Raw genomic sequence first — 26,560 nt, 5'->3', positions numbered from 1 at the left:
TTGCCGTCGTGGAAGAACCCAGAAGCGGATTGCCCGGCAATATCAGCATTTGGCGCGCGCGGTGGCTGCTGATGCGCTACGGGGGCCGCGAGCTCGCAGAGCCGCTGTACCCCGGCGTGCCGGCCGCCACCCAGGCCGAGCTGCTGGCGCTGGTGGCCGAGGTGGCCGCCCGGGTCGGCGTGGCGCGGCCCGACGCCGTGCTGCTGACCGGGTTCGGGCTGATCCGGTCGTGGGCCAGCCGCCGGCGGCGCCTGCTGCTGGTGGGGCTGCCGCTGCTGCAGTGCCTGACGGTGGACGAGGTGCGGGCCCTCGTCGCGCACGAGCTCGCCGTCGTCGACCACCGGCGGGCGCACCTGGTGGTGCGGCTGCGCGCGCTCTACGAGGAGGCGGTGGACCCGCTCGCGGTGCTGCCCTCACCGCGGGCCGAGACGATCGCCCGGGCCACCCGGGACTTCGCCGCGGCGCTGGAGCGCAAGGCCGACCAGGCGGCCACCTCCGCGTCCGGGATGCACACCGCGGCCCGGGCCGTGGTCAAGGCCGACCTGGCCGCGTTCGAGTTCGCCGACCTCGCCTTCGACGTCGAGGAGCAGGTCTGGCAGCGCACCAGCGCCGGGGTCCAGGACCTGCACGCGGGCTGGCGGGAGGCGGTGCGGGCCGGGGCCGTGGTGGCCGCGCTGGACGACGACACCCGGACCGCGCTGATGGCCCGCCACCCGAGCCTGGCCGGGGCGATCGCGTCGCTGTCGCCGGCCCACGTGGCGCTGCGGGTGGTGGACTCGCTGCCGCTGGGGCCGCTCGCCCCCGACCTGGAGCGCGAGCTGGCCCGGCAGGTCCTGCGCCGGGACAGCGGGCAGTGGACCACGTTCGCCGCCGTGCCGGGCGAGGAGTGGCCGGGCTGGCTGGACCGGCAGGCCCGGGCCATCACCGACCAGGTGGGCACGCTGCTGCGCCGCCCGCCGATCGGGCCGGCCGAGGTGGTCGAGGTGCTGCTGACCCGCATGGACGAGCTGGTGGCGGCGAACTGGCCGGCCCAGCCCGAGCCGCCCGCCGAGCCCGACGAGCTCGACGGGACCCCCTCGGTGGTGGTCGTGGCCGAGTCGGCGCTCGCCGCGCTGGGCTGGCGGCGGGTCCATCCGGCGGCCGCCGGCGTGCTGGTGAGCCCGGACGGCGAGCAGCACAACCTCACCCTGCTGGCGAGGGCGGCGCTCGATTCGCCGGCGGCTTTGGCGGTACTGCTGGAGCTCCTGTCGCGGACTCAGGGTGCGACGTGATCGCGCCAGGAGTGGGCCGGCGCGTAGCCGAGCACATCGCGCGCCCGGCCGATGGCGAGCAGCGTCTCGAACTCGCCGAGTTCCCTGGTGACGGGCACGCCTGGGAAGACCTCGCGCATGAGGTCGGCCGAGGGGCGGTCCATGATGGTGTCGGCGGCCGCGATGACGTAGGACGTCGCGCCCTCCACCGGCGCGGTGAGCGCGAGCCGGCACGCCTGTGCCACGTCCCGGGCGTCGACGTAGCCCCAGAGGTTCCACTTGCGCGCGTGCGGGTCGGCCCAGTAGCCGGGCACCGCCGCGTAGTCCGCGGGCACGTGCACGTTGGACAGCCGCAGGCCGACGAACGGGATGCCGCTCCAGGCCGAGATCTCCCGGGCCAGGGTCTCGCCGACCACCTTGGACAGCGCGTACGTCGTCGTCGGCAGCGGGAAGTGCTCCTCGTCCACCGGTGCGTAGCGCGGCGGGGTGTCGAACGGCAGGCCCAGCGTGGTCTCGCTGGAGGACCACACCACGCGCCCGAGCCCGGCCGCCTGGGCCGCCAGGAACACGTTGGCGTTCATCGCGGTGTTCCGGTTGAAGGTCGTGGCCGGCGTGTACATCCCGGGCGCCGGAATGTTCGCCAGGTGGACGACGGCCTCGGCGCCCTGCAGGACCTCGAACGCCTGCCCGTACTCCGTCAGGTCGGCGACCAGCAGCGGCACGCCCAGCTCGGGGATGCTCAGGTGGCCGGCCGGGCCGACGGCGTCGGTGGCGATCACCTCGTGGCCGTGCTCGAGCAGGTCGGCGACGACGACCCGGCCGGTCTTGCCGTTGGCTCCGGTGACCACGATCCGCGACATGAGCCGATCCTGGCACGGCTGGGTCAGGAGTTGCTCACCAGGTCCACGTGAGCCGTGACGAACTCCTGCACCGTGTCCGTGCGCACCGCCTCGAGCAGGTCCAGGGTGGTGTCGTCCAGCGCCTCGGCCCCGGGCTGCTCGGCCGACTCGTGGAACGTGCCGTTGTTGGTCTTGACGGTGAGCAGGTTGTCGCCGCCGATGCCCTTCATCGCGAAGATCCAGTCCTGCAGGTCGATGCCGCCGGAGTCGATGGTCATGGACTGCCCGACGACGTCGAGGATCTTCTTGACCCGGGCCGGGTCGGTCAGCGTGTCGCGGCTGGCGATCCCGCGGAACAGCGCCTTGATGAACTGCTGCTGGTGGCGCTGGCGGTCGTAGTCGCTGTTGGGCAGCGTGTCGCGCTGGCGCACGTAGTCCAGCGCCTGCCACGGCTCCAGGTGCTGGTAGCCCACGTGGTAGGTCTGCGGGGTGACGCCGGCGATCGGGATCAGGTCGGTGCCGCCGGAGGCGTTGAACCGCTGGAGGTAGGGGACCTTGGTCTCGCCCTTGGCGTCGTGCCCGATGTGCACGGAGCGGGTCTCCTGGTCGACGTACATGTCCACGCCGCCCAGCACCTCGACGACCTTGGTGAACCCGGCGAAGTCGACGATCGCGGCGGCGTCGAAGCCGAGGTCCCAGTTGTCCTCGATGGTGTTGGCCAGCAGCGTCATGCCGTAGCGGCGCTGGTCGCGGCCGGTGAGCTTCAGGCCGCCGACCGCGAAGGCCGCGTTGATCTTGTCGTGCCCGCCGTAGTACCGCGCCTTGCCGTTCGTGAAGGGCGGGATCCGCACCCACGTGTCGCGGGGGATCGAGATGAGATAGGCCGAGCGGTGGTCGGCCGGGACGTGCACGATGATGATCGAGTCGGACCGGACCGCCTCGGTGGGGCTCTGGTCGGGCCGGGTGTCCGTACCCACGAGCAGGATGGTCTTGGCCCCGCTGATGGTGACGTGCCGGCCCTCCTGCTCGGCCGCCGGGACGATCAGGTCGTCCTGCCGCACGTTGCCGGTCACGTAGCCGACGAAGAGGTCCTTGGCGACGAACGCGCCGCCGGCCAGCAGCATCATGATCGCGCCGGTGACGACGAGCGAGCGGGCCCACTTCGGGTCCCGGCGGCGCCGCCGCAGGGAGCTCAGCCCGGCGCTCTCCCCGGTGGGGCGGTCTTCGAGCTGTAGCACGCGGCTCCTGTCCGAGGTCTTGCCGGCGATCGCCGCCGGCGGCCTCGTCAGCCGCCGACGGCGATCACCGCGATCACGATCACGCTCACGAGAGCAGCCAGGAAGACCAGCATGCCCTGCTCGCTGTCGAGTCGCGTCAGCTTGCGGGTCGTGGTGGGGGTCGGGGTGGTCATCGTCGCCTCCTGTACGCGGTGTGGTGACTCATACGCTACGAACACCGCGGACAGGTTTGCTCCCGTGAACGTGCCACCCGCTGGTGGACGCTCCGGAGGTCTACCGATCCACACCCTGCCGGGGTAACGGTGCCCGGCCGTCCTCGTTGACGTCCGCAAACAGCTCCGGGAACACCTTGCCCACCTTTGCCACGAGATAATCCCCGTACGTACCGGTAAACGCGCGCAGATCCTGCCCGTCCCACCGATGGGTGTGTCCCGTGCCGGTGCGCCCCGGCAGCGGCGGCACCTCGGCGGCGAAGTCCGGATCGAAGAAGAACGGGAACGACAGGCGCTCGTTGCCGCTGGTGTTGCGCACGCGGTGGGGCGTCGAGCGGTACCACCCGCCGGTCATCCGGTCGAGCATGTCGCCGATGTTGCACACGAACGTGCCGGGGACGGGCGGCGCGTCGATCCACGCGTCGTCGCCGCCGGGCCCGCGCACCTGCAGCCCGCCGTTGTCGTCCTGCAGCAGCAGCGTGAGCAGCCCGTAGTCGGTGTGCTCGCCGACGCCCCAGTCGGTGGCGCGGGGCGGGCTGGGCGGGTAGTGGAAGATCCGGAACAGCACGGTGGGGTTGCGGGTGTACCCCGCGGCGAAGTAGTCCGGCGGCAGGTCGAGGCTCTGGGCGACGCCGCGCAGCGTGGCCTGGGCGGCGCTGGTGAGGGCGTCGATGTACTCGAGGACCGTGTCCCGCAGGTGCGGCACCTGGGGCGGGAACAGGTTCGGCCCGTGCAGGGGCAGCGGCGAGGGGGGTGCCTCCCGCCCGAAGTACAAGCCCTCCTTGCGGTCCGGAACCCCCGACGTCAGTTCGGCGCCGACCGGGAAGAAGCCCCGCCACGCCCGCCCGCCGCGGGCCATCGCGACCTCGAGTTTCTCCGCCTCCGGCAGCGCGAAGAAGGTGCGGGCGGCCGCGTCGAGCCGGGCGAGCAGCTCCGGGGCGACGCCGTGCCCGGTGATGTAGAAGAAGCCGCTGGCGCGGCAGGCCGCCTCGATCTCGCGGGCGGCGCGCTCGTCCTCGCCCCGGCCGACCAGCCCGGAGATGTCGATGACGGGAAGTTCGCTCATGGTCGCCACGGTAGGCGTGTTGGTGCGCGGCCGGCCCATCCGCCATGGCGTCAACTCCAGTTGACACTCCGGGCGCTGTCAACTACGGTTGACGCATGACGGAGGCAAACGACCTCGCGGAGGCGGCGGCCAGTGCCGACCCGCGCATCGGGCTGCGGGCCGCGGTGGCGCTGCGCCGCCTCGCCGACGCGCTCGAGGTGCTGCAGGTCGACAACGCGCGCCGGCAGGGCTGGTCGTGGCAGGAGATCGCCGACGCGCTCGATGTGACGCGCCAGGCCGTACACAAGAAGCACGCCGGTCGCAGTGCAACCAAGGGGGACGGGTAGATGTTCGAGCGGTTCACCGACCGGGCCCGCGCCGTGGTGCGCCTGGCCAAGAGCGAGGCCGACGACCTCGGCCACGCCGTGATCGGCACCGAGCACCTGGTGCTCGCCATGCTGCTGGAGGACGGCGGGATCGCCCGCACCGTGCTCGACGCGGCCGGGGTGACCCACGCCGACGTGCGGGCGGCGGTCGCGGGCGGGGACGACGCGGCGGCGCTGCGCTCGATCGGCATCGACCTCGACGCCGTGCGGGCCAGCGTGGAGAGCACGTTCGGCAAGGGCGCGCTGGAGCGGGCCGAGCCGGGGGAGCGGGGCGGCTTCCTGTTCCGCCGCTCGAAGCTGCCGACCCGGTTCAACAACGGGGCCAAGAAGTCCCTGGAGCTGTCGCTGCGGGTGGCGCTGTCGCTCGGGCACAAGTACATCGGCACCGAGCACCTGCTGCTGGGCGTGCTCAAGGAGGAGCGCGGGCCGGGGGCGCGGCTGCTGCGCGAGCGGGGCATGACCTACAACGGGGCCGTCGCATCGGTCAAGGCCGCGCTGGCCGACGCCGCATGACCGTCCTGACCTGGCGCGACCTGAACCGCGCGCTGCTGGCCCGGCAGTTGCTGCTCGCGCGGGCCGCCCTGAGCGTGCCGGCCGCGCTGGAGGCGATGGGGGGCCTGCAGGCGCAGTACGCGCCGTCGATGTACATCGGGCTGTGGTCACGCGTGGCCGGCTTCTCCCGCGATGCGCTGACGCGGATGCTGGAGGAGCGCTCGGTCGTGCAGGCGACGCTGCTGCGGGGCACCATCCACCTCGTCTCGCGGGCGGACTACTGGCCCTTCGCGGTGGGCGTGCGGGAGTACCGGCCGCCGGTGCTGGGGGTCGATGCGCTCGCGCTCGTGGTCGAGCGGCTGCGGGGCGGGCCGCTGCGGCGGACCGAGCTGCCCGCCGAGGTGCGGCAGATGGCGCACGTCCAGCTGGAGCTCGTGCGGGTGCCGCCGTCGGGGACGTGGGAGCGGCGGCGGGCGGACATCTACGGGCTGGCCGAGGACTGGCTGGGACCCCCGGCCATCGACGTTTCCGCCGCTCGGGAGCTGCTGGTGCGGCGGTACCTCACCGGGTTCGGGCCCGCGCACCCCAAGGAGATCGCGGACTGGGCCGGCCTGCCGCCCGCGGTGATCGCGGGGGTGCTGGCCGGGATGGCGCTGCGGACGTTCCGGGACTCGCGCGGGCGCGAGCTGGTCGACCTGCCGGACCTGCCGCTGCCCTCGCCGGACACCCCGGCGCCGGTGCGCTTCCTGCCGACCTGGGACGCGGCTCTGCTCGTACACGCGCGGCGGTCCTTGATTCTGCCCGAGGAGCACCGCTCGAAGGTGTTCCACGTGCGGATGCCGCAGTCCATCGGGACGTTCCTGGTCGACGGTCAGGTCGCGGGGACCTGGGCGTTTCGCAACGGGGCGTTGTCCTGGGAGGCCTTTTCCGAGTTGCCGGATTCGGTACGGCGGCAGGTCGACGAGGAGGCCGCGTCACTCACCGCCTTCCATGTCTGAGCGGTCCTCCATCTCCCACAGGTGGTCCAGGACGTGCCAGACGAAGCGGCGGGCGGCGTAGCGGGCGGTCCAGCCGTTGTCGGTCAGCGGGCCGCCGTCGCTGGTCCGGCCGAGGACCTCGATGACGGCCTCCCGCACGTTCGGCGGCTTCTTGATGCCGATCTTGCGCGCGTACGCCTCCTCCGACTCGGCGACGTGCCCGATCATCTTGTCCCGGTCGCGGCCGCCCCCGCGCGGGCCCTTGCGCAGTTCCTCGGGGGCCGTCGCGGAGTACGCGTCGAAGGCGTCCCAGGCGGCCAGCAGCAGCTTGGTGTGGCGGGCGGCGACCGCGGCGGTGACCGGGGCGCTGTCGGCCTCGGGGTGGCCGTCGGGCGCGCCGAACTCGGTGGTCGCGCTGCCGGGCACGCGCTCGGCCACGCTGAGCCGGGGCGCGGCCGGGAACTTGAAGCCGGCGGCGGTGGCGATCGGGGCGTACCGGGCGCCGTACGCGGCGAGGGCCTCGATGGCCTCCTCCTCGCTCTTGGCGAACCGTCCCCAGCCGGGCCACTCCAGGCTCCCGGCGAAGATCTTCTTCTTGCCCGTCTCCAGATAGATCTCGGCCATGCCTGTGACCTTAAGCGGCTTTCCTCGGCGCCGCCGGGCTACCTACTTACCATGGTTCATATGCCTGAACTTGTGAACCATCTTCGCGAAGCCCTGCTCGCCGGCGATGTCGAGACCACGCGCGACTCCAACCACGGCAACGCGGCCCTCTTCGCGGAGGGGCACGAGGGCTACCTCTTCGGCCTGGCCCCGCTCAAGACCTGGACCCTCGCCGAGGTCCTCGCGGTGATGGCCGAGCGGGTCGGGATCGACCCCGACCCCGAGCGCTCCACCGGTACCGACGTGATCGACCCCGTCAAGACCGCCCGCGCGCTGGAGCGCATGCGGGACCGCCTGCGCCTGGCCGCGCGGCGCAAGGAGCGGGTGATCGTGGCCACCGGGCATCCGGCCGGGATCATCGAGGTCCACCTGGCGGTCGCGGCGGCCCTGAAGGCGGCCGGCTGCCGGTTGCTGCAGCCGGCGCCGGGGGCGGAGTTCGCGTCCGCCGGGAAGTACATGGGGCGGGAGCTGCCGCTGGCGGTGCGGTACATCGGCGGGGTGGCGGTCGCGGCGGAGCGCGGAATGGCCCTGTGGCACACCCACTCGCCGGACGGCATGCGGGAGATGCTGGCCGAGCTGGACCGGCTGGGCGAGGCGCCGCCGGACCTCGTCGTGGCCGACCACGGGTTCGCGGGCGCGGCCGCGGCGGCGGGGCTCGACGTGGTGTCGTTCGCCGACAGCAACGATCCCGCGCTGTTCGTCGGGGAAGCCGAGGGGCGCGTTTCGGTGACGGTGCCGATCGACGACAACGTCCAGCCGTACCACTACTGGCCGGTCACGGAGTTCCTCCTGGAGGGTGTCATCGACGCCGTGGTATGACCCGGGTGCTATGTGGGCAAATGCCCGGTGAATCTTGTGTGGGTTCCTTCCCGATGAAAGCATCGGTCGCGGCCGATATTTATCGGCTCCGATTTATGGGAGGCTCACGTGAGACCCACCAAGACCTCATTCAGGCTGTTCGCGGCGATCGCCGCCGGTCTGGCCGCCGGTGCCGTGGTCACGCCGTCCTCGGCCTTCGCGGCCGTCGACCAGACGGCGCTGGCCGCGAAGTCGTCGGAAGCCCTGGTCGCCCAGCTGGGTACCCGTACCGCGGGCTCGTACTACGACGCCCAGCTGGGCAAGATGGTCGTCACGGTCACCGACGCGTCCACCGCGGCGACCGTGCAGGCCGGCGGGCTCGTGGCCCGCAAGGTCCAGCACAGCGGGGCCGAGCTGGCGAAGATCACCTCCACGCTCGACGCGAAGGCCGCCATCCCCGGCACCGCCTACGCCGTCGACCCCGTCGCCAACCAGGTCGTCTTCTCGATCGACCCGACGGTGTCGGCCGACCACGTCAAGACCATCCAGGCCCTCGTGGCGAGCCTGGGCAGCGGGGCGCGCATCGAGTACCTCGGCGCGGCGCTCAAGCCCACCATCTCGGGCGGCCAGGCCATCTACACCGGCGGCGCGCGCTGCTCGCTCGGCTTCAACGTGGTCAGCGGCAGCACCTACTACTTCCTGACCGCCGGGCACTGCACCAACATCGGCGCGACGTGGACCACCAGCAGCGGCTCCGTGCTCGGGACCCGGGCCGGCACCAGCTTCCCCGGCAACGACTACGGCATCGTGCGGTACGCCTCCGGTGTGACCCACGCCGGCAACGTCTCCCTGGGCGGCAGCTCGTACCAGGAGATCACCACCGCGGCCAACGCCTTCGTCGGCGAGTCGGTCCGGCGCAGCGGCAGCACGACGGGCGTCCGCGGCGGCTCCGTGACCCAGACCGGCGCCACCGTCACGTACGCCGAGGGCCGCGTCTCCGGCCTCATCCGCACGACGGTCTGCGCGGAGCCGGGGGACAGCGGCGGGTCGCTGTTCGACGGGACCAAGGCGATCGGCCTGACGTCGGGCGGGTCGGGCAACTGCAGCAGCGGCGGGATCACGTACTTCCAGCCGGTGACCGAGCCGTTGAGCGTCTATGGCGTGAGCATCTACTGACGTTCTCTCTCCTCCTGGGGGCCGGGCCTTATGCGCCCGGCCCCCTTGGTGTGGTCTCGATATGTCGGGCGCTGGCGCGCCGCGACATATCGGACTTATACCCCGACGGGGGATCTGTCGGTTTTGAAGGCATTCTCGCGGGGCGTTTTTTGTCGTACCCCGGTGGCAGAGTGAGGGCATGCGAGTCGGGGTGCTGGGGCCGCTGTCGGTCGAGGTCGCCGGCCGGCCCATCGAGGTCGGCGGGGCGAGGCTGCGCGCCCTGCTGGTCCGGCTCGCGATCGAGCCGGGGCGGTTCGTGCCCGTCGAGCGGCTCGTCGATGCGCTGTGGCCGGGCGGCCCGGGGCCGGCCGATCCCGCCAATGCGGTGCAGTCGCTGGTGTCGCGGCTGCGCAAGGCGCTGGGCGGGCCGGCGGAGCTGGAGTCGGGGCCGCGGGGGTACCGGCTGGATATTGAACCGGGCGACGTCGATGCCGTGCGCTTCGAGCGGCTCGCCGCCGAGGGGCGCCGGGCGCTGCGGGCCGACGACCGGCCGGCCGCCACCCGGCTGCTGCGGGACGCGCTCGAGCTGTGGCGCGGGCCGGCGCTGAGCGATCTCGCCGGCGCCGAGTCCGAGGCGCTGGCGGCGCGCTGGGCGGAGCTGCGGCTGGCCGCGACCGAGGACCTCGTGGAGGCGTCCGGCCTCACGCCCGAGACGCGCGCCGGGGCCATTGCCGAGCTGCAGGAGCTCGTCGTCGCGCACCCGCTGCGGGAGCGGCTCGTCGCGCTGCTGATCCGGGCCCTGCACGCCGACGGGCGGCAGGCCGAGGCGCTCGCGGCGTTCGAGGACTGCCGCTCGCGCCTGGCCGAGCAGCTCGGGGCCGACCCGTCGCCGGAGCTGCGCGACGCGCACGTGGCCGTGTTGCGCGCCGAGGCCCGGCCGCTGCGCGCGGGGAACCTGCGGGCGGCGTTGACGAGCTTTGTGGGGCGTACCGGCGAGGTGGAGCGCCTGGCCGCGCAGGTCGCCGACTCGCGGCTGGTGACGCTGGTGGGACCGGGCGGGGCGGGCAAGACCCGGCTGGCCACCACGGTCGCGGCCGAGCTGACCGGGCAGCTGACCGACGGCGCCTGGCTGGTCGAGCTGGCCCCGGTGGCGGACGCGGCCGAGGTGCCGGCGACGGTCCTGCGCACGCTGGTCGCGGGCGGGCTCCTGCAGCCGGAGCCGGCCCGCTCGCCCCGGCGCGGCGATGTCCTCGATCAGCTGGCGGAGTCGTTGACGCTGCCCGGCGTACTGCTGGTGCTGGACAACTGCGAGCACGTCGTCGAGGCGGCGGCGGGGTTGAGCGAGGAGCTGCTGGGGCGGTGCCCGAAGCTGCGCATCCTGGCGACGAGCCGCGAGCCGCTGGGGATTCTGGGCGAGACGCTGTTTCCGGTCGGGCCGCTGCCCCTGCCCCCGCCGTCGTCCCCTGGCTCGTCGGCGGCGGTCGGGTCGTCGTCGGGAGTCGGCTTGTCGTCGGGAGTCGGAGTCGGCTTGTCGTCGGACGCGCGGGCCTTGGAGGAGGTGGCGGTGGCGGTGGGGGCTCCGGCGGTACAACTGCTGCGGGATCGGGCGGCGGCCGTGCAACCGGGGTTCGCCGTCACGCCCGGGAATGTGGCCGCGGTGGTGGAGATCTGCCGGCGGCTGGACGGGTTGCCGCTGGCCATCGAGCTGGCGGCGGCGCGGCTGCGCTCGTTCACGCCCGCGCAGGTGGCGGCGCGGCTGGACGACCGGTTCCGGCTGCTGACCGGCGGGAGCCGCACCGCGCTGCCCCGGCACCGGACGTTGCACGCGACGGTGGCCTGGAGCTGGGAGCTGCTGAGCCCGGAGGAGCGGGCGTTCGCCGAGTCGCTGGCGGTCTTTCCGGGCACCTTCGACGCGGCCGCGGCGGCCGCGGTCAACCACGGTGCGGCCCACGACGGCGGGCCCGAATCGGCGGGGCTCGCGGACGAGGAGATGCTGCACGCGCTCGTCGACCGGTCGCTGCTGCAGATCGCGCACGGCGGCGGGCCCATTCGCTATCGCATGCTGGAGACGATCCGCGAGTTCGCGCTCGAGGAGCTCGGGCGGCGCGGGGCGGTGGCGGCGGCGCGGACGGCGCACGCGGTGTACTTCCTCGAGCTCATGGAGGAGGCCGAGCCCCACCTGCGGACCAGGGCGCAGCTCGAGTGGCTCGACCGGCTGCGGCCCGAGCAGGACAACGTGCACGCCGCGGCCGGGCACCTGTGCGACTCCGGCGACGTGGCGCGGGCGTTCCGGCTCGGGGCGGCCAGCGGCTGGTTCTGGACCTTCGAGGACAACAACGCCGAGTCGGCGCTGTGGCTGGGCCGCATTCTCGCCGCGGGGGAGCGCGACCCCGAGGCGGTGCCGGCCGACGTGCGGCTGGTGGTGCGCTCGATGCACCTGGTCAACAGCGGGTTCGCCGGCGACTTCCAGTTCGACGCGGCCGACCTGGAAGACCTGATGAGCCAGGCCTCGTCGGTACCGTCCGGAGGCCATCCCTTCGTCGAGCTCATCGCCCCCGTGGTGGCCCTGTTCCGCGACGACAGCGAGCAGGGCACCGAGCTCGTCCGCGCGCGGCTCGAGCGACCGGCGGATCCGTGGACGCGCGGCATGCTGTACTCCGTGCTCGGGCACCTGCGCGAGAACGACGGCGACATCGACGGCATGCTGGCCAACCTGACCGCCTCGGTGGACGCGTTCCGGGCCATCGGCGAGCGCTGGGGCCTGGCCATGACGCTCGCCTCGCTGGCCGACGCGCACAGCCGCCGGGGCGACTTCGCGGCCGCCGTCGCGCAGTTCGAGGAGTCGATCGCGCTGCACGGGGAGCTGGGGATCAGCTCGAGCGAGGCGTACCTGCGGGTCAGCCGGGCCGCCCTGCTCGGGCACACCACGGGGCCGGAGGTGGCCCGGGCGCTCCTGCGCGAGTTCGTCGAGGACCCGGCCCAGTCCGGCCGCGACGTGTCGCACGCGATGCTGGAGCTCGGCCACCTGGCCCGGGCGGGCGGCGACCTGGACGAGGCCGAGCGGCTGTACCAGGAGTCGTGGCGGCTGCAGCAGGACCAGCCGCTGGTGGCGCCGCAGTACCAGGCGATCGTGGTGACCGCCCGCGCCGAGGTCGACCTGGCCCGGGGCGAGCCCGGCCTGGCCCGGACCCGCCTGGCCGACGCGATGGCCCGCGCCCTGGGCGCCCGCGACATGCCGGTGGTGGGCCGGGTCGCCGTGGCGGTCGCGGGCCTGGCCGCCGCCCTCGGCGACCCGGACCGCGCGGCCGCGATCCTGGGCGCCGCCCAACAGCTGGGCGGCACGCGCGACGCGTCCAACGCCGACTGGACCGCCCGCCACAACGCCCTGCGCGCGGCCCTGGGCGAGACGGCCTTCGAGGCGGCAACGGCCCGCGGCAGAGGTCTGCCACGGGCCGAGGCGTTGGCGCTGGTCGATCCTCAGACCCTCGGCCGGTGAAGGCGCGCCGGGCCGGGGGTCTGGAGCCGGTCGATGCTCAGGTCTTGCGGCGGTAGGCGCGCACCGCGAGCGGGGCGAACACCGCCAGGATCGCCACCGACCACAGCAGCGTCTTGACCACCGGGCCGGCGACCGGGCCCTGGCCGACCATGAGACCGCGGGCGGCCTGCATGGCGTCGGCGACCGGGTTGACCTTCACCCAGGCCTGCAGCCAGCCCGGCAGCGTGTCGGTCGGGACCAGGACGTTGGTGCCGAAGGTCAGCGGGAACATGATCACGAAGCCGAGGCCCTGCACGGCGCCGGGTTCGCGGACGATCATGCCGAGCAGGACGAACATCCAGCTGAAGCAGAACGCCATGAACATGACGATCAGGCAGGCGGCCAGGACCTCGGGGAACGAGGTGGTGAGGCGGAAGCCCAGGAGGTACCCGAAGCCGAGCATGACCGCGATCGACACCACGAACCGGATCATGTCGCCCAGCACGCCGCCGATGAGCGGGGCGGCGCGGCCGATCGGCAGGCTCCGGAAGCGGTCGAAGACGCCGGTCTTGATGTCGGTGTTGAGGCTGACACCGGTCGGCGCCGAGGCGAAGAGCACGTTCTGCACGAGCAGCGCCGGCAGCAGGAACTGCATGTACGCGTGACGGTCGCCGGCAATCGCGCCGCCCAGCAGGTACACGAAAAGAACGATGAAGATGATCGGCTGCAGCGTGACGTCGAGCAGCTGCTCCGGCGTGCGCATCGTCTTGATCAGGCTGCGGCGGGCCATCACGAGGCTGTGCCGCACGAAACCGAACGGGCGCGGCGGGACGGCCGCGATGAACTGGGTGCCCTCGGCCGGGCTCGTCTGGGTGGTCGTGGTGGTCACGCCGCCGCCTCCTGCCGCTCGCGGGTGAGTGTGAAGAAGACCTCGTCGAGGCTCGGCAGGTGCAGCGAGAGCTCGATGACCCCGATGCCCGCCTCGTCCAGGCGGCGCACGACCGCGGTCATCGCGCTGTCGTCCGCGACCGGCACCGACAGCACCCCGCGGCCGTGCGACTCCGGCTGGTTGCCCGACACGGTGGTGAGGATGGTCGCCACGGTGTCCAGGTGGGCCGGGTCGGTCGGCCGGACGCTGATCGTCTGGCCGCCCACGATGTGCTTGAGCTGGGCCGGCGTCCCGTGGGCGATGACCTTGCCGTGGTTGATCACGGAGATCTCGTCGGCGAGGGCGTCGGCCTCCTCGAGGTACTGCGTCGTGAGCAGTACCGTCGTGCCCTCGCGCACCTGCGCGCGGACCATGTTCCAGACGTCCTCGCGCTTGGCCGGGTCCAGGCCGGTCGTGGGCTCGTCGAGGTACACGATCGCCGGCCGCCCGACCAGGCTCGCGGCCAGGTCGAGGCGGCGCCGCATGCCGCCGGAGTAGGTCTTGGCCGGCCGGTCGGCGGCCTCGCTGAGGTCGAACTCGGCCAGCAGGCTCTTCGCCCGCGCCTTGGCCTCCTTGGCCCGCAGGTCGAGCAGCTGGCCGATCATGACCAGGTTCTCGGTGCCGGTCAGGTCCTCGTCGACCGAGGCGAACTGGCCGGTCAGGCCGCTGATCCGGCGGACCTGGGCGGGCTGGCGCTGCACGTCGTACCCGCCGACGATGGCCCGGCCCGCGTCCGGGCGCAGCAGCGTGGCCAGGATGCGCACCGCGGTCGTCTTCCCGGCGCCGTTCGGACCGAGGACGCCCAGCACGGTCCCGGTCTCGGCGGCGAGGTCCACCCCGGCCAGCGCGGTGGTCTTGCCGAAGCGCTTGACCAGGCCGGTTGCCTGGAAAGCGAAGCTCATGGCTGGTTCCCCCTGTGGAAAATCTTTTCTGATGCCTGCAGCCTGCACCCCGGCGCTGTCAAACCGCGCACATCGGCCTGTCATCCGCTGACAGAGCCTAGCCTTCCGCAGATCCCGTATGTTGGACGTAAGTTGACGCTCGCACGTCCGGCTCGGCACCATCGGTTGCATGGCGCTGTTGACCCGACGACTGGTCATTGACCTCGTGCGGCACGCCGGCGCCTGCTGTACCCGCTAGAGCGCGGCTCGCGGAACACTCGCACCCTCCCCGTACCGGGGACTCTCCTCTGCTTTAATTCCTATCTAGTACGTCCGAATACTGGAGAAGCTCGCATGCCTGTCGCCACCACGGTCGCCCGCGCGGCCGACTTCCTGTCGATCGTCCGGGCCCACGCCGCCGAACCGGACGAATGGCCCTTCGCCCCCCGTTTCGACCCGAACCGCCGCTGGTACGGCCGGCTCGCCGTCGCCGGCGATCACGAGGTGTGGCTGCTGACGTGGCTGCCGGGGCAGGGCACCGACCTGCACGACCACGGGGGCTCGGGCGGCGCCTTCACCGTCGTGTCCGGCGCGCTCGTCGAGCAGACCGTGCGCGGCGGGGAGCTGGCCGGCACCGCGTACGGCGCGGGGGAGGGCCACCGCTTCGGCCCGCACTTCGTGCACCGCATGGTGAACGCGAGCGACCGGCCGGCGGTGACCGTGCACGCGTACGGGCCGGCGTTGACGGCGATGACACGGTACCGGCTGCACGATGGTCGTTTGTCGGTTGAGTCGATCACCAAGGCCGGGGCCGACTGGTGAGCGGGCGCGGGATCGACGCGATCCTCGAAGAGGCGCGGACCAGGCTCGACCGGCTCGACGCGGACCAGGCGCGGCTGGCGTTCGCGGAGGGCGCGGTCCTGGTCGACATCCGCCCGGCGGCGCAGCGCGCGCTCGAAGGCGAGATCCCGGGGGCGCTGATCGTGGAGCGCAACGTGCTGGAGTGGCGGTTCGACCCCCGCAGCGACGCACGGCTGGCCATCGCCGACCGCTACGACCTGCCCGTGATCGTCTTTTGCTCCGAGGGGTACACCTCGTCGCTCGCCGCCGCCGCGCTGCAGGAACTGGGGCTTTTCCGGGCGACCGACCTCGCCGGCGGCTTCAAGGCGTGGCGGGCGGCGGGGCATCCGGTCAGTACGCTGGGGGCGTGAAGCTCAAGCTCGACCTCCACGACATCTTCAACCGCAGCGGCGACATCGAGCGGGCGCTGCGCGGGATCATCGACGAGGCGGTGGCCAAGCGCGCCACCCTCGTCGAGATCATCCCGGGCAAGGGGTCGGGCGCGCTGAAGAAGCGCGTGCTGCGCTTTCTCGACCAGCGGGAGATCAAGGCGCTGTATCACCGGGTGGAGAAGGACTCGGACAACTTCGGCCGGCTCTTCGTGCACTTCAGGTGGAACGAGTCCCAGGGTCGTCGGCGCTGACGACTTGACGGGCTCGTCGTTGCTAGAAAGCGTCCGCGTCGTCGGCGAGGTGGCAGACGGCGACCAGGCGCAGCACGGTCCAGTCGGCGTCGGCCCAGTTCACGCTGTCCGGGGTGGGCAGCGGCCGGCCGTGGCGCTGGTGGACGGCGATGACCGAGCGCGCGTACCCGGCCAGCGAGAGCGGGCCGATCGGCTTCTCGGCCGCGACCAGGCTCTCCCGCACGGCGGCGGCGTGCTGGTCGATCTTGGCGAGCAGGAACGGCTGGGCGAGGGCCTCGACCAGGCCGTCGACGCCGACCATGGCCATGACCTGGTCGAGGTAGAAGCGGGCGTCGAGCTCGGCGGTGGCCAGGTAGCCGGCGTCGAACTCGACGGCGGCGGCAGGGGTGAGTTCGTTGTTCATGGACGATGACGCTAGGCAGTCCGCGGGCCCTTCAGGTCGCCAACAACCGAGCGGCACCCGTTCATGAACCACAGCACACCGTTCGGGCGACATCACGCTTCGAATTCGAGCTGAACGGCCCCGCCGAAAACTGTCGTACCCCGGGTGCAGAATGTGGATCACCCCCGCACCCCAGGAGGACGAACCCAGTGTCCGATCGCAGTTTCGGTGAACCGCCCCGGCGCCCCCTGACGGCCGCCGTGGTGCTGGTGGTGCTCGGGGTGGTCGCCGCCCTGGGGATCTGGGACGTCCAGCCGCCCGCCCCCCGGCCGGCCTCCATCTCCGCCGCCGAGTTCTCCGCCGCCCGGGCGTTCGAGCACGTGGAGCACATCGGCCAGGAGGTCCACGTCACCGGCAGCCCGGCCGCCACCCGGGTGCGCTCCTACATCACCGACACCCTGCGAAGCTATGGGCTCGCACCCCAGGTCCAGGACACCGTCGGCGTGAACGCCGGCAAGTTCGGCGACGGCGGGATGGCCCACGTCGACAACGTGGTCGCGGTCCTGCCCGGCACCGACCCCACCGGCCAGGTCGTGCTCATGGCCCACTACGACTCGGTGCAGGTCAGCTACGGCGCCAACGACGACGGCGCCGGCTCCAGCACGCTGCTCGAGGTCGCGCGGGCGCTCACCCAGGGCGGCGCCGCCAAGCCGCGCAACGACGTCGTGTTCGTGTTCACCGACGCCGAGGAGGCCTGCCTGTGCGGCGCCGAGGCGTTCGTCGGGCAGCACCCGCTCGGCCAGAAGCAGTCGGTCGTGCTCAACTTCGAGGCCAGGGGCAGCAGCGGGCCGGCCGTGATGTTCCAGACCTCCGAGGGCAACGCCGACCTGATCGACGTGTACGCCAAGACCCCCGAGCCGGTCGGCACCAGCCTGGCCGTCGAGGTGTACCGACTGCTCTCCAACGACACCGACTTCACCCCCGTCCTGGCCCAGAGCCGGTTCACGGGGCTGAACATCGCGTACATCGACGGCTCGTGGGTCTACCACAGCCCGTTCGACCGGACGACCACCATGAACCGCGCCAGCCTGCAGCACCACGGCGACGAGGCGCTGGCGCTGGCCCGCGCGTTCGGCCGCGCCGACCTGGGCCCGCTCATGAAGCCGGCGAGCGGCGACGCCGTCTACTTCCCGTTCGCCGGGTTCCTGGTCCGCTACCCGGCCGCCCTGACCTGGCCGCTGGCGATCCTGGCGCTGCTGGCCGTGGGCGCCCTGGTCTTCCTGGCCCGCCGCCGCGGCCTGACCTCGGTGCCGAGGACGCTCGCGGGGCTGGGGCTGGCGCTGGTACCGCTGATCGCCGTCGCCGTCGCCGCCCAGCTCCTCTGGGCCCTGCTGGTGGCGATCCGGCCGGGCTACGGCGAACTGCTGGACCCGGCCCGGCCGACCTGGTTCCGCTTCGGCGTCGTGGCGCTGACGGCGGCCGTGCTGCTGTGCTGGTACGCCCTGAGCCGCCGGCGCGTAGGCCCCGTCCCCCTCGCCACGGGGGCATTGGGACTGCTCGCCCTGCTGGGCGCCGTGTTCGCCGCGGCCATCCCCGGCGGCTCCTACCTGGTCGCGCTGCCGGCCCTGGCCGGGGCGCTGGCCGGGATCGCCGCGCTGTACGTGCGCCACCCGCTCGCCCGCCTGGCCGTGCTGACCGTGAGCGCGGCGGTGGCGACGCTGATCCTGGCTCCGACGGTCGCCCTGTTCTTCCCCGCGCTGGGCCTGGCCACGGGCGCCGCCCCGGCCCTGTTCGGCATGCTGCTGGGCCTGGCCGTCCTGCCGGTCCTGGAGCCCTTGTACCGCGCGTCGACCGAGCCGCGCCGCCGGCGCCTGGGCTCGGCGCCGGCCCTGGCCGCCCTGCTCGTCGCGCTGGTCTGCACCACGGTCGGCATGATCAACGACAACTGGGACGCCCGGCACCCGGAGCCGACCCACCTCATGTACGCCCTCGACCGCGACACCGGCACCGCGGAGTGGGTCAGCCTGGAGCAGTCCCCGGGCGACTGGACGCGCCAGTATGTCAAGAGCCACCAGCAGCTCAACCGCCAGTTCCCGGTGCTGCCGGAGGGCGAGCTGTCGGTGGGCCCGGCCGAGGCCGCCAACCTGCCGGCCCCGCAGGCCACGGTCGTCTCCGACGAGAAGTCCGGCGACCAGCGCACGCTGACGCTGCACATCGCCTCCCAGCGCGACGTGCGCTTCCTGTCCTTCTACGGCGAGGTGGGCGACCACCGCGTGCTGTCGGCCACGGTCGCTGGTCGTTCCGCCAAGACGTACATCGCCGACCAGGACCGCTTCGGCGTCGTCTTCCACGGCCCCCCGCCGGCCGGCCTGGACGTGACGCTGGTCCTGCGCGGCACAGAGCCGTACAAGCTGCGGCTGGTGGACGGCAGCGACGGGCTGACGGGCCTGCCGGGCTTCACACCGCGGCCGGCGACGGTGGGGGTGTTCGGCAGCCACTCGAGCGAACTCCTGGCGGTGGCCGTGACGCAGACCCTGTAGGTACGCTCGGGGGTGCGCCCGCCGCGGCCGGCGCGGCCACGCCCGGGCGCGCCGGCACGAGTCGGCGATCGGCATATGAAAGCTGTCGGTCTAACGGATGTCGATGCGCCCGTCAAGAGCGGAAACCGGACCCGTTGAGCCGATAACACCCCGCTCACCAGCCCGTATATTGGCTGCGTGGACGCGCGAGGTTACCGGCTCGGGGTCGATTTCGGTACCTCGAACACTGTTGCGATGCTGGCCTGGCCCGACGGTCACGTCCGGCCGCTGCTCTTCGACGGCTCGCCGACGCTGCCCTCGTCGGTGTACGCCGACGCGCAACAGGGGCTGCTCACCGGGCGCGACGCGATGCATGCGGCGCGGATCAGCCCGGAGCGGTACGAGCCGAATCCCAAGCGGCGCATCGACGAACCGTCGGTGCTGCTCGGCGACCACGAGATCCCGACCGTCGACCTGATTGCCGCCGTCCTGGTCCGCGTGGCCGGCGAGGCGCGGCGGGTGTCCGGCGGCGCGCTCGGCCCGGCCACCATCACCTGCCCCGCGGCCTGGGCGCAGACCCGCCGCGGCGTGCTCATCGCCGCCGCCGAGCGGGCCGGGCTGGGCCGCGTCACGCTGGTGCCGGAGCCGGTCGCGGCGGCCGAGGTCTTCCTGACCATGGGCGGCTCGAACGCACCGCAGGCGCGGCCGGGATCGGCCTTCGTGGTGTACGACCTCGGCGCCGGCACCTTCGACGCCTCCGTCGTCCGCCACGGCAACGGCGCGTTCGAGGTGCTCTCGGCCGAGGGGCTGAGCACGTCGGGCGGGTTGGACATCGACGCGGCCATCGTCGGGTACCTCGGCGCCGTCCACGGCAGCCGCGACCCCCAGGCCTGGCAGCGCCTGACCCACCCCACCACGAGCGCCGAACGCCGCGCGCACCGACTGTTGTGGGACGACGTACGCTCGGCGAAGGAGATGCTCTCCCGCACCTCCTCGACCATGATCCACGTCCCCGCGCTCGAATCCGACGTCCCGCTCGGCCGCGACCAGTTCGAGGAACTCGCCCGCCCGATCCTGACGGCCACGGTGACGTCGACCCGAGCCGCGATCGCCGCTGCCGGCCTCAGCCCGGCCGACGTGCAGGGCGTCTTCCTGGTCGGCGGCGGCAGCCGAATCCCCCTCGTCGCGACACTCCTGCACCAGGCCCTCGGCGTCGCACCGACCGTCGTGGAGCAGCCGGAACTGGTGGTCGCACAAGGCGCGGTCGGTGCTTCCGAGCAGTTTTCAACCCCCGCGCCGGTACCCCCAGTGCCCCCCACCACCGCCCGCGCCTCCGTCCCGAGGACCCCCGCCGCTCCGACGTCACCGTCAGCCCCACCGTCCGCGGCTCCCATGTCGGCCCCGCCGATCTTCACCGGCGCTCCGGCCTCCCCGGTCTCGGCGTCCCCGGTCTCGGCCCCGCCCACGGCCTCCCCGGTCTCGACGCCGCCCGTCTCGGCCCCACCGACCTCGGGCGCCCCGCTGTACGGCACCCCGGCCGCGGCCGCACCCCGCTACCAGCAGGCGTCGAGCCCGGCTGCGTACCAGCAGCAGCCGTCGAGCCCGGCCTCGTATCAGCAGCCGCCCCAGAGCAGCCCGAGGCCTCCGACCTTCACGCCCCCGACTGGCACCGGCGCCCCCACGCTGACCCCGAGCTTCGCCCAGCCCGACCCCCCGAAGAAGAAGCGAACCGGCACCCTGGTAGCCGTAGCGCTCGTGGTCCTCCTGGTCCTGGCCGGCGGCGCCTACGGCGCGAGCAAACTCTTCGGCGACAAGGCAGACCAGGGCAGCAACGGCGACGGCAGCGGCACCGGCTCGGACGCCACCGGCGGCGACACCGCCCAGGTCCAGGCCGACATCGAACGCCCCAACGTCGACTGGTACGCCACAGCCGAGGACTACGACGAAAAAGCCGGCACCACCATCGCCTACAACTGCCCGAACAAAGGCGACATCGGTACCGTCTACGGCTCCGCCATCTACACCACCGCCTCCTCGGTGTGCACAGCCGCAGTACACGACGGCCGCATAACCCTGGAAGACGGCGGCCGCGTGATCATCAAGATCATCCAGGGCCAGGACTCCTACGACAGCACCTACCAGCACGGCATCAACACCACCGCGTACGGCCCCTGCCCCTGGGCCTTCCAAATCGTCGGCTAACCCGCCAACAGCTCCTCAGGTCGCCCAAACCCGCCCAGCGCAACGAGCACCGACCACGCCGCCGGACGCTCGCAGCAACCAGCACCCCACTCGCAAACCGATCGTGGAACGCACGATCCGCCGCGGTGGCAGGCTGACCAACGGCCGCCGCAGGATCAACCGCAACGGCAACCCGCGACGTCGGCAACGCGGTCGAGGCAATCCGGCACCGGCCCGTCCATCCCTCGAGGCGGGTTATCCACAGGAAGAAAATCTTGCTAGCGACGGTGCGCGGGGGCTTTCTAGCCTTGGTGGATGGCAGCCGATGTGGGTTCACCGGCGACGTTCACGGTCGATGACCTGTGGCGGGTGCCGGCTCAGGTGGTCCGCCGGGCCGGGCGGGCGGCGTTGGACGCGCAGTGGACCCTGTCGGCGATTTTGGAGCGCGTCGAGGTGCCGGTGGTGCTGCGTGAGGATGGGCGCCTCACGTTCTTTCCACACGACTCCGCTGACGTGGACGCGATCGAGGCGGCGCAGAGTGCGGCTCGGGCCGTACATGCGCACTTGGCTGGGGTGCTGCGCACTCCGTGAGGGGAGGTTCGGCGCCTGCGCGGTCGCGTGGGTGGCGGTGACGAAGACGGACGCCTAGCCACGGGCGGCGAGGAGCACGGGTCGCCTGGCGTGGGCGGCGATGGACACGGTTGCCTGGTGTGGGCGGCGACGGGCCGGGTTGCTCGGCGTGGGCGGTCGTCTGGCGTGAGCGGCGAGGAACACGGTCGTCCGGCGTGGGCGGCGAGGAACACGGTTGCCTGGCGTGGGCGGCGAGGAACGCGGTCGTCCGGCGTGGGCGGCGAGGAACGCGGTCGCCTGGCGTGGGCGGCGATGAACTGGGCTGCCCGGCGAGGGCGGCGATGGACACGGTTGCCATCCCTTGGTGGCAGTTCGGCGTGGTGAGGAAGCGGAGACAGCAGGAGACCGCGGCCCCATGGGAGAGGAGCCGCGGCCTCGAGCAGCAAATGAGAAGCGGGGGTGGTCGTCTGGCAGTAGGCCGGTTTACTTCGCGGCGCCGAGGGAGTCCAGGGCGGCGGTCGCGCCGGGGTGCATTGGCACCGGGGCGGTTTTGCGGACCGTCTCGAGGGTGATGCCCTTGGCCGCCGGGTTGGCCTGGGCGAGTTGGTCGCGCTTCTCCACCAGGGTCTTCGTCAGGACGCAGGCCAGGCCGGCGTCCATGTCGGAGCGGACCAGCAGGACGTTCGGGACGACGATGGTCTTCACGTCGGTCGCCGTCTTGTACGTCGACGACGGGATGGTGCCCGCCTGGTAGGCCGGGCTCAGTTGCTGCATCTTCGGCAGAAGGGAGTCGATGTCGAGGAACTTCACCTTGTCGCCCGCGGTGGTGAACAGGTCGGTGACGCCCGACGTGGGCAGGCCGCCTGACCAGAAGAAGGCGTCGATGGTGCCGGCCTTCATGCCGTCGGTCGTCTTCTGCAGGTCGAGGCGCTGGGGCTGGATGTCCTTGTCCGGGTCCAGGCCGGCCGCCTTCAGGAGGCGCTGGGCGATGACCTCGGTACCGGACTTCGGCGAGCCGGTCGAGACGCGCTTGCCCTTCATGTCGGCGACGGAGTTGATACCGCTGTCGGCGCGGACGACCACGTGGGTCGAGTTGTCGTAGATGCGGCCCAGGGCGGCGATCTGGACGGGCTTGGTGAAGGAGCCGGTGCCCTGTACGGCGTCGGTTGCCGTGTCGAAGAGGGAGAACGCGACCTGGTAGTCGCCCTTCTCGAGGCTCTGGATGTTGCCGACGGAGGCCTGGGTCTCGGCCGCGGTGGCCTTCACCTTGTTGCCGGTCGCCTTCGTGACCTGCTCGGCGAAGGCGTTGCCGACGACGTAGTACACGCCGGTGGTGTTGCCGGTCGCGATCGAGATGCGGGTGTCGTTCGTGACGCTGCAGTTGCCCGCCGCTGCGCCGGACGCCGCGTTGTCGGATGTTCCCGCGGGCGTCTGCCGGCCCCCGCAGCCGGCCACCCCCGCCAGCAGGGCCGTCGCCGCCATCACCGCGACCGCGAGCCGCGTGGGCTTCGTCGCCGGGACCGTGCGCCGGGGCGTTGCGGCGGCCCCCGTCAGAGAAGTGCGCTGCGAGCCCGCTGCCGCTGTCCGGGTCGTGTGCTGCGAGCCCGCTGTCGCCGCGGGAGGCGTGTGCTGCGGGCCGGTCGTTGCCGTCGGAGTCGTGCGCTGGATGCCCGCCGCCGCGGCGGTCGTCGCCGTCCGCACGGTCGTGCGCCACGCTTCGGCCGTCGCCGTCGCCGTCGCCGTCGCCGTCGTGGTCGCGGTCGCCGTCGTGGTCGCCGTCGTGGTCGCCGTCGGGGTCGCCGTCGGGGTCGCGGTCGCGGTCGTGGTCGTGTGCTGCGAGCCTGCCGTCGTCGCGGTGGTCGGGCTAGCCGGCTGGGTCGTGCGCCGTGCGGGCGGGGTCGCCGCGGTGGTCGTCGGCTGCGCGTTCGCCAGAACCGCCGTCGGCCGGGTCGGCGTCAGAGTCGGCGTCAGAGTCGGCGTCAGAGTCGGAGTCGGCGCCGGAGGTGGTGGTGTCTGAGTCGGCGCCGGAGGTGGCGGTGTCGGCGTCGTTGCGCGCGGGGGGTTGGGAGTTTGCACGTGAGCTCCTTCGCGGTGAGAGAAACACGAGCAGCCCCGCCAGGGCCAGGAGGAGCGCGCCGGCGGTGACGGTCCACAGGTCGAGCCAGAGCAGGGCGAGCGCGGCCAGGCCGGAGAGCACTCGCGGTACCGGAGACGCAGGCCCCAGACCGATGAACCAGCCGCCGGCAGCGACGGACAGGGCCAGGACGCCGGCGGCCGAGGCGGTCAGGGCGAAGGTGACGCTGGAAAAGCCGCCGATGCCGAGGAGGCCCTGGCCGGCGGGGGTCACGACGAAGGCGATCGGGACGAGGTAGGCGGGCAGGGCGTACCGGAGGGTCTGCCACATCGTCGGGAACACGCGGCCGCCGGTCACCGCGGCCGCGGCCACCGAGGCGAGGGCCGTGGGCGGGGTGGCCTCGGACAGCACCGCGAAGTAGAAGATGAACATCGCGGTCGCGGGCTCGGAGATGCCGAGGTTGAGCAGGGCCTGGCCGAGGATGACCCAGCCGATGATGAAGGACGCGGTGACGGGTACCGCCAGGCCGAGCAGGGTCATCGCGATCGCGGCGAAGACGGCCGTGAGCGCGACGACCGCGGTGTGGTCGGTGGCCAGGGCCTGGGCCCAGTCGACCATGAGGCTGGACAGCTGCGGGCCGAGGCCGGTCTTCGTGGTGCTGGCGGTGATCACGCCGGCGGCGGTGCAGACGGCCACGACCGGCAGGACGCCGCGGATGCCCGCCGCCAGGGCCTCGACCAGGCGGCGCGGGGTCAGGCGGTGGCGCTTGTCCAGGAACGACAGCACGGCCGCGAGCAGCGTGGCCCACACGACCGCCTGCGTGGCCGAGCGGCCCAGGGCCAGCAGGACGATGATCACGAACAACGACAGGAAGTGATACCCGAAGCGCGTGAGCAAAGACCAGGCGCCAGGGACCTTCAGCTGTACCGCACGTGCCCCGAACCGCCGCGCGTCGATCTCGACGGAGAGCAGGATGCCGAGGTAGTACAGCACTGTGGGTACCGTGGCCCAGGCAAGCACTTTCAGATATGACACGTCGAGGTATTCGGCGATGATGAACGCCGCGGCGCCCAGGGTCGGCGGGGACAGGATCGCGCCCACGCCGGCGGCGGCGAGCATGCCGCCCGCGCGTTCGGCGGGATAGCCGGCGCGGCGGAGGATGGGCCAGGTGACCGCGCCGATGCTGACGGTTGTCGCCGCTCCGGAGCCGGATACGGTACCGAGCAGAAAGCCCGACGCCACCGCCGTTCGTCCGGCCGCGCTGCGGGAGCGGCGGAACGCGGCCACGGACAGCTCGACGAAGAACGCGCCCGCGCCGGACAGGTCGAGCACCGCGCCGTAGATGGTGAACAGCACGATGTACGAGGCGGCGACGTCCAGCGGGGTGCCGTAGAACCCGCTCGGCGAGTTGTACAGCGCGTCGATGATCTGGTCGAAGTCCAGCCCCGCGTGGGCGATCTCCCAGCCCTGCGGCAGGAAGCCGCCGTAGTAGTCGTAGCCCAGGAACACCAGGCACACGACCGGCAGCACCCAGCCCGTGGTGCGCCGGCACGCCTCGACCACGAGCAGCAGCAGGGCCGCGCCCATGGTCACGTCGAGCGGGTCGAGCAGGCCCTGGCGGTCCAGGAAGCCGTCGTACCCGCCGCCGAAGGGCAGCACCGGATAGAGGCTCGTGGCGAGCGCGACGACGGCGAGGACCCAGTCCCCGGCGGTCGGGCCCCCGCCGAGGACTGGGCCGTCCTGGGGTTCGCGCCGCCTCCTGAAGCTGATACCCGACGGGTACAGGATGAACACCAGCGGCAGGACCAGGCCGAGGAAGATCACGAGGTAGTACTGGCTGCCCTGGGCCAGGGGGCGGAAGACCTGCCAGAGGACGAGCAGGGCGGCCAGCGCGGCGACGGCGGTGACGCCGATGTCGATCGGGCCGCGGACCCGGCGGCCGGGCTTCTCCTCCTCGAACTGCGCGGCCAGCTCGCGAACGCTCGCGTTCTCGATGACGCTCGCATCGACGACCGCGGCCTCGGCACCCGCGGCGTCGGCACCCGCGGTCCGGCTCGGCGTCGGCGCGCCGGCTTCGGCACCGGCGGCTTCGGCACCGGCGGCGTCGGCACCGGCGCTCGCGGTCCGGCTTCGCGTCGGCGCGCCGGCCTCGGCACCCGCGGTCGTGCTCGGCGCCGGCGCGTCGGCGCCCGTGTCGCGCGCGGGTGGCGAGGACCTGGCAGTGGTGCCGGTCGATTCGCGTGGGGGTGTCGACGAGGGCTCAGCAGCGGCTGAAGGCACCTCGTCCCGAGTCGTCCCCGTCCCGGACTCGTCCGACATGCGCCGGAGAGTACGCGAATTCATCAATATTCGTAATGGTCTACTTCTGGGATTTGGTAGCGAATGTGCAACAACGGGGCATGATGTTGCGCGTGTACGAGTTGGACGTCGTCGCGCCCGACAGCCTCGGGCGGTTCGTGTACCGGTGGTACGGGCCGCCGGATCGCCCGCCCGTCGAGCTCGCGCTGCCCGGCGTGCCCGAGGCGCTGGCGGAGTGGCATCGGCTGGCGGCGCGGTACACCTATCCGCTGAGCCGGGATCACGAGCTGCTGCCGCCGGGGTCGGCCCGGTTCTGGCAGGGGAGCGCGGACTGGTACTCCTTCGATGACGCCGCCTTCCGCGCCGGGGCCCGGGATCCGGAGGTGATCGAGAACGACGGGCTGTACACCGGACTGCCGTTGTCGCGGTTTCTGGTCTATGCGGCGGTCTATGAGGCCACCTATGCGCCGCTGCACGGGCTCGTGCGCATGGCGCCGCCGGCCGAGGCGGTGCGGGCGGTCAAGGTGCGGCTGCGGGAGCTCGACGACGGGTTGTGGCAGTGGCCGGACCCGGCGCTGCGGTACTTCGGCGACGACGACCTGCTCGCCCACCTCGGCCCGGACCGGATCGTGATCGCGGGGCGGCACCGCGACGCGCTCGGTCGCTTCGACGGCCTCGACCTGGCCTGGGACTGGGATTCACGCACGTTGTAAA

At 72.5% G+C, this 26,560-nt stretch carries 24 protein-coding genes; 14 read left to right on the top strand and 10 right to left on the bottom strand.

The annotated features are described in order from the left end of the window. Positions 1-71: 71 nt before the first annotated feature. Entirely contained in the window at positions 72-1,271 is a 1,200-nt protein-coding gene (locus ACQPZ4_RS43825) for a hypothetical protein (RefSeq protein WP_433050241.1), read from the top strand. Here ACQPZ4_RS43825 and ACQPZ4_RS43820 read toward each other — a convergent pair. The 4 genes from ACQPZ4_RS43820 to ACQPZ4_RS43805 all read right to left on the bottom strand — a co-directional run bounded on the left by ACQPZ4_RS43820 (position 1,256) and on the right by ACQPZ4_RS43805 (position 4,605). Next, the gene (locus ACQPZ4_RS43820) at positions 1,256-2,110 is read right to left on the bottom strand and encodes an NAD-dependent epimerase/dehydratase family protein (protein WP_433050238.1); all 855 of its coding nucleotides are present in this window, start codon (positions 2,108-2,110) and stop codon (positions 1,256-1,258) included. The genes ACQPZ4_RS43825 and ACQPZ4_RS43820 overlap by 16 nt on opposite strands. Positions 2,111-2,133: 23 nt before the next feature. Beyond that, the gene (locus tag ACQPZ4_RS43815) at positions 2,134-3,327 is read right to left on the bottom strand and encodes an LCP family protein (RefSeq protein WP_433050235.1); all 1,194 of its coding nucleotides are present in this window, start codon (positions 3,325-3,327) and stop codon (positions 2,134-2,136) included. 47 nt (positions 3,328-3,374) lie between these two features. Further along, on the bottom strand, positions 3,375-3,500 hold the full coding sequence (locus ACQPZ4_RS43810; protein WP_433050232.1) for a hypothetical protein: 126 nt from the start codon (positions 3,498-3,500) through the stop codon (positions 3,375-3,377). 100 nt (positions 3,501-3,600) lie between these two features. Continuing rightward, entirely contained in the window at positions 3,601-4,605 is a 1,005-nt protein-coding gene (locus tag ACQPZ4_RS43805) for an isopenicillin N synthase family dioxygenase (RefSeq protein WP_433050229.1), read from the bottom strand. 95 nt (positions 4,606-4,700) lie between these two features. On the opposite strand from ACQPZ4_RS43805, the gene ACQPZ4_RS43800 reads away from it, so the two are divergent. The 3 genes from ACQPZ4_RS43800 to ACQPZ4_RS43790 are packed head-to-tail and all read left to right on the top strand — an operon-like array spanning position 4,701 to position 6,460. Beyond that, on the top strand, positions 4,701-4,931 hold the full coding sequence (locus tag ACQPZ4_RS43800) for a helix-turn-helix domain-containing protein (RefSeq protein ID WP_433050226.1): 231 nt from the start codon (positions 4,701-4,703) through the stop codon (positions 4,929-4,931). Further along, a complete protein-coding gene (locus tag ACQPZ4_RS43795) occupies positions 4,932-5,483 on the top strand; it encodes a Clp protease N-terminal domain-containing protein (RefSeq protein ID WP_433050223.1) in 552 nt (183 codons plus the stop codon). It begins immediately after the preceding gene. Continuing rightward, positions 5,480-6,460 carry a winged helix DNA-binding domain-containing protein gene (locus ACQPZ4_RS43790; protein ID WP_433050221.1) on the top strand — a complete coding sequence of 327 codons (981 nt, stop codon included), beginning with the start codon at positions 5,480-5,482 and terminating at the stop codon, positions 6,458-6,460. Before ACQPZ4_RS43795 ends, ACQPZ4_RS43790 begins: the two co-directional genes overlap by 4 nt. On the opposite strand, the gene ACQPZ4_RS43785 is transcribed toward ACQPZ4_RS43790, so the two are convergent. Further along, the gene (locus ACQPZ4_RS43785; protein ID WP_433050218.1) at positions 6,437-7,063 is read right to left on the bottom strand and encodes a hypothetical protein; all 627 of its coding nucleotides are present in this window, start codon (positions 7,061-7,063) and stop codon (positions 6,437-6,439) included. The two genes, ACQPZ4_RS43790 and ACQPZ4_RS43785, sit on opposite strands and share 24 nt — an antisense overlap. Positions 7,064-7,123: 60 nt before the next feature. Between ACQPZ4_RS43785 and ACQPZ4_RS43780 the strand changes: the two genes are divergently transcribed. From ACQPZ4_RS43780 to ACQPZ4_RS43770, 3 genes are all read left to right on the top strand, one after another. Next, positions 7,124-7,921 (top strand): phosphatase, encoded by a 798-nt coding sequence (locus ACQPZ4_RS43780; protein ID WP_433050215.1) that lies wholly within the window; start codon positions 7,124-7,126, stop codon positions 7,919-7,921. A 108-nt stretch (positions 7,922-8,029) separates the two neighbouring features. Further along, on the top strand, positions 8,030-9,076 hold the full coding sequence (locus ACQPZ4_RS43775) for a S1 family peptidase (protein WP_433050212.1): 1,047 nt from the start codon (positions 8,030-8,032) through the stop codon (positions 9,074-9,076). Positions 9,077-9,254: 178 nt separating this feature from the next. Beyond that, positions 9,255-12,551 (top strand): BTAD domain-containing putative transcriptional regulator, encoded by a 3,297-nt coding sequence (locus tag ACQPZ4_RS43770; RefSeq protein ID WP_433050210.1) that lies wholly within the window; start codon positions 9,255-9,257, stop codon positions 12,549-12,551. A 37-nt stretch (positions 12,552-12,588) separates the two neighbouring features. Here the strand turns inward: ACQPZ4_RS43770 and ACQPZ4_RS43765 are convergent, their stop codons facing one another. Together ACQPZ4_RS43765 and ACQPZ4_RS43760 are read right to left on the bottom strand one after the other, a co-directional pair. After that, positions 12,589-13,419 (bottom strand): ABC transporter permease, encoded by an 831-nt coding sequence (locus ACQPZ4_RS43765; protein ID WP_433050207.1) that lies wholly within the window; start codon positions 13,417-13,419, stop codon positions 12,589-12,591. Next, the gene (locus ACQPZ4_RS43760) at positions 13,416-14,360 is read right to left on the bottom strand and encodes an ATP-binding cassette domain-containing protein (protein WP_433050204.1); all 945 of its coding nucleotides are present in this window, start codon (positions 14,358-14,360) and stop codon (positions 13,416-13,418) included. Before ACQPZ4_RS43760 ends, ACQPZ4_RS43765 begins: the two co-directional genes overlap by 4 nt. Positions 14,361-14,693: 333 nt before the next feature. Here ACQPZ4_RS43760 and ACQPZ4_RS43755 point away from each other — a divergent pair, with 333 nt between their 5' ends. Genes ACQPZ4_RS43755 through ACQPZ4_RS43745 form a run of 3 tightly spaced genes read left to right on the top strand, consistent with a single transcriptional unit; the run spans position 14,694 to position 15,822 of the window. Then, positions 14,694-15,161, top strand: coding sequence for a cysteine dioxygenase (locus ACQPZ4_RS43755; protein ID WP_433050201.1), 468 nt, complete (start codon positions 14,694-14,696; stop codon positions 15,159-15,161). Then, complete coding sequence (locus ACQPZ4_RS43750; protein WP_433050198.1) at positions 15,158-15,550, top strand: rhodanese-like domain-containing protein; 393 nt, start codon at positions 15,158-15,160, stop codon at positions 15,548-15,550. Before ACQPZ4_RS43755 ends, ACQPZ4_RS43750 begins: the two co-directional genes overlap by 4 nt. Then, positions 15,547-15,822 carry a Smr/MutS family protein gene (locus ACQPZ4_RS43745; protein ID WP_223097600.1) on the top strand — a complete coding sequence of 92 codons (276 nt, stop codon included), beginning with the start codon at positions 15,547-15,549 and terminating at the stop codon, positions 15,820-15,822. The genes ACQPZ4_RS43750 and ACQPZ4_RS43745 overlap by 4 nt, the downstream gene beginning before the upstream one ends. A 22-nt stretch (positions 15,823-15,844) precedes the next feature. Here the strand turns inward: ACQPZ4_RS43745 and ACQPZ4_RS43740 are convergent, their stop codons facing one another. Beyond that, the gene (locus ACQPZ4_RS43740) at positions 15,845-16,225 is read right to left on the bottom strand and encodes a DUF6401 family natural product biosynthesis protein (protein ID WP_433050195.1); all 381 of its coding nucleotides are present in this window, start codon (positions 16,223-16,225) and stop codon (positions 15,845-15,847) included. Between the two features lie 188 nt (positions 16,226-16,413). Here ACQPZ4_RS43740 and ACQPZ4_RS43735 point away from each other — a divergent pair, with 188 nt between their 5' ends. The 3 genes from ACQPZ4_RS43735 (at position 16,414) to ACQPZ4_RS43725 (ending at position 21,495) form a co-directional block, all read left to right on the top strand. Then, on the top strand, positions 16,414-18,744 hold the full coding sequence (locus ACQPZ4_RS43735) for a M28 family peptidase (protein ID WP_433050192.1): 2,331 nt from the start codon (positions 16,414-16,416) through the stop codon (positions 18,742-18,744). A 177-nt stretch (positions 18,745-18,921) separates the two neighbouring features. Further along, positions 18,922-20,925, top strand: coding sequence for an Hsp70 family protein (locus ACQPZ4_RS43730; protein ID WP_433050189.1), 2,004 nt, complete (start codon positions 18,922-18,924; stop codon positions 20,923-20,925). Positions 20,926-21,219: 294 nt separating this feature from the next. After that, a complete protein-coding gene (locus ACQPZ4_RS43725; protein WP_433050186.1) occupies positions 21,220-21,495 on the top strand; it encodes a hypothetical protein in 276 nt (91 codons plus the stop codon). Between the two features lie 462 nt (positions 21,496-21,957). On the opposite strand, the gene ACQPZ4_RS43720 is transcribed toward ACQPZ4_RS43725, so the two are convergent. Then, positions 21,958-22,956, bottom strand: coding sequence for a TAXI family TRAP transporter solute-binding subunit (locus tag ACQPZ4_RS43720; RefSeq protein WP_433050183.1), 999 nt, complete (start codon positions 22,954-22,956; stop codon positions 21,958-21,960). Positions 22,957-23,338: 382 nt separating this feature from the next. Beyond that, complete coding sequence (locus tag ACQPZ4_RS43715) at positions 23,339-25,867, bottom strand: TRAP transporter permease (RefSeq protein WP_433050180.1); 2,529 nt, start codon at positions 25,865-25,867, stop codon at positions 23,339-23,341. A gap of 92 nt (positions 25,868-25,959) precedes the next feature. Between ACQPZ4_RS43715 and ACQPZ4_RS43710 the strand changes: the two genes are divergently transcribed. Further along, the gene (locus ACQPZ4_RS43710) at positions 25,960-26,559 is read left to right on the top strand and encodes a hypothetical protein (protein ID WP_433050177.1); all 600 of its coding nucleotides are present in this window, start codon (positions 25,960-25,962) and stop codon (positions 26,557-26,559) included. Position 26,560 lies beyond the last annotated feature (1 nt).

Source organism: Dactylosporangium sp. CS-033363 (genome assembly GCF_050942475.1).
In the GTDB taxonomy this organism is placed as follows: Bacteria; Actinomycetota; Actinomycetes; order Mycobacteriales; family Micromonosporaceae; genus Dactylosporangium.
Note: the sequence above shows the minus strand (reverse complement) of the source record. Positions and strands in the feature narration are given on the sequence as shown.

Coding starts and splice junctions, on each gene's coding strand:
- ACQPZ4_RS43785 (WP_433050218.1), bottom strand. CDS start 7,063: ATGGCCGAGATCTATCTGGAGACGGGCAAGAAGAAGATCTTCGCCGGG.
- ACQPZ4_RS43770 (WP_433050210.1), top strand. CDS start 9,255: ATGCGAGTCGGGGTGCTGGGGCCGCTGTCGGTCGAGGTCGCCGGCCGG.
- ACQPZ4_RS43790 (WP_433050221.1), top strand. CDS start 5,480: ATGACCGTCCTGACCTGGCGCGACCTGAACCGCGCGCTGCTGGCCCGG.
- ACQPZ4_RS43755 (WP_433050201.1), top strand. CDS start 14,694: ATGCCTGTCGCCACCACGGTCGCCCGCGCGGCCGACTTCCTGTCGATC.
- ACQPZ4_RS43825 (WP_433050241.1), top strand. CDS start 72: ATGCGCTACGGGGGCCGCGAGCTCGCAGAGCCGCTGTACCCCGGCGTG.
- ACQPZ4_RS43800 (WP_433050226.1), top strand. CDS start 4,701: ATGACGGAGGCAAACGACCTCGCGGAGGCGGCGGCCAGTGCCGACCCG.
- ACQPZ4_RS43760 (WP_433050204.1), bottom strand. CDS start 14,360: ATGAGCTTCGCTTTCCAGGCAACCGGCCTGGTCAAGCGCTTCGGCAAG.
- ACQPZ4_RS43780 (WP_433050215.1), top strand. CDS start 7,124: ATGCCTGAACTTGTGAACCATCTTCGCGAAGCCCTGCTCGCCGGCGAT.
- ACQPZ4_RS43805 (WP_433050229.1), bottom strand. CDS start 4,605: ATGAGCGAACTTCCCGTCATCGACATCTCCGGGCTGGTCGGCCGGGGC.
- ACQPZ4_RS43715 (WP_433050180.1), bottom strand. CDS start 25,867: ATGTCGGACGAGTCCGGGACGGGGACGACTCGGGACGAGGTGCCTTCA.
- ACQPZ4_RS43720 (WP_433050183.1), bottom strand. CDS start 22,956: ATGGCGGCGACGGCCCTGCTGGCGGGGGTGGCCGGCTGCGGGGGCCGG.
- ACQPZ4_RS43820 (WP_433050238.1), bottom strand. CDS start 2,110: ATGTCGCGGATCGTGGTCACCGGAGCCAACGGCAAGACCGGCCGGGTC.
- ACQPZ4_RS43740 (WP_433050195.1), bottom strand. CDS start 16,225: ATGAACAACGAACTCACCCCTGCCGCCGCCGTCGAGTTCGACGCCGGC.
- ACQPZ4_RS43725 (WP_433050186.1), top strand. CDS start 21,220: ATGGCAGCCGATGTGGGTTCACCGGCGACGTTCACGGTCGATGACCTG.
- ACQPZ4_RS43810 (WP_433050232.1), bottom strand. CDS start 3,500: ATGACCACCCCGACCCCCACCACGACCCGCAAGCTGACGCGACTCGAC.
- ACQPZ4_RS43795 (WP_433050223.1), top strand. CDS start 4,932: ATGTTCGAGCGGTTCACCGACCGGGCCCGCGCCGTGGTGCGCCTGGCC.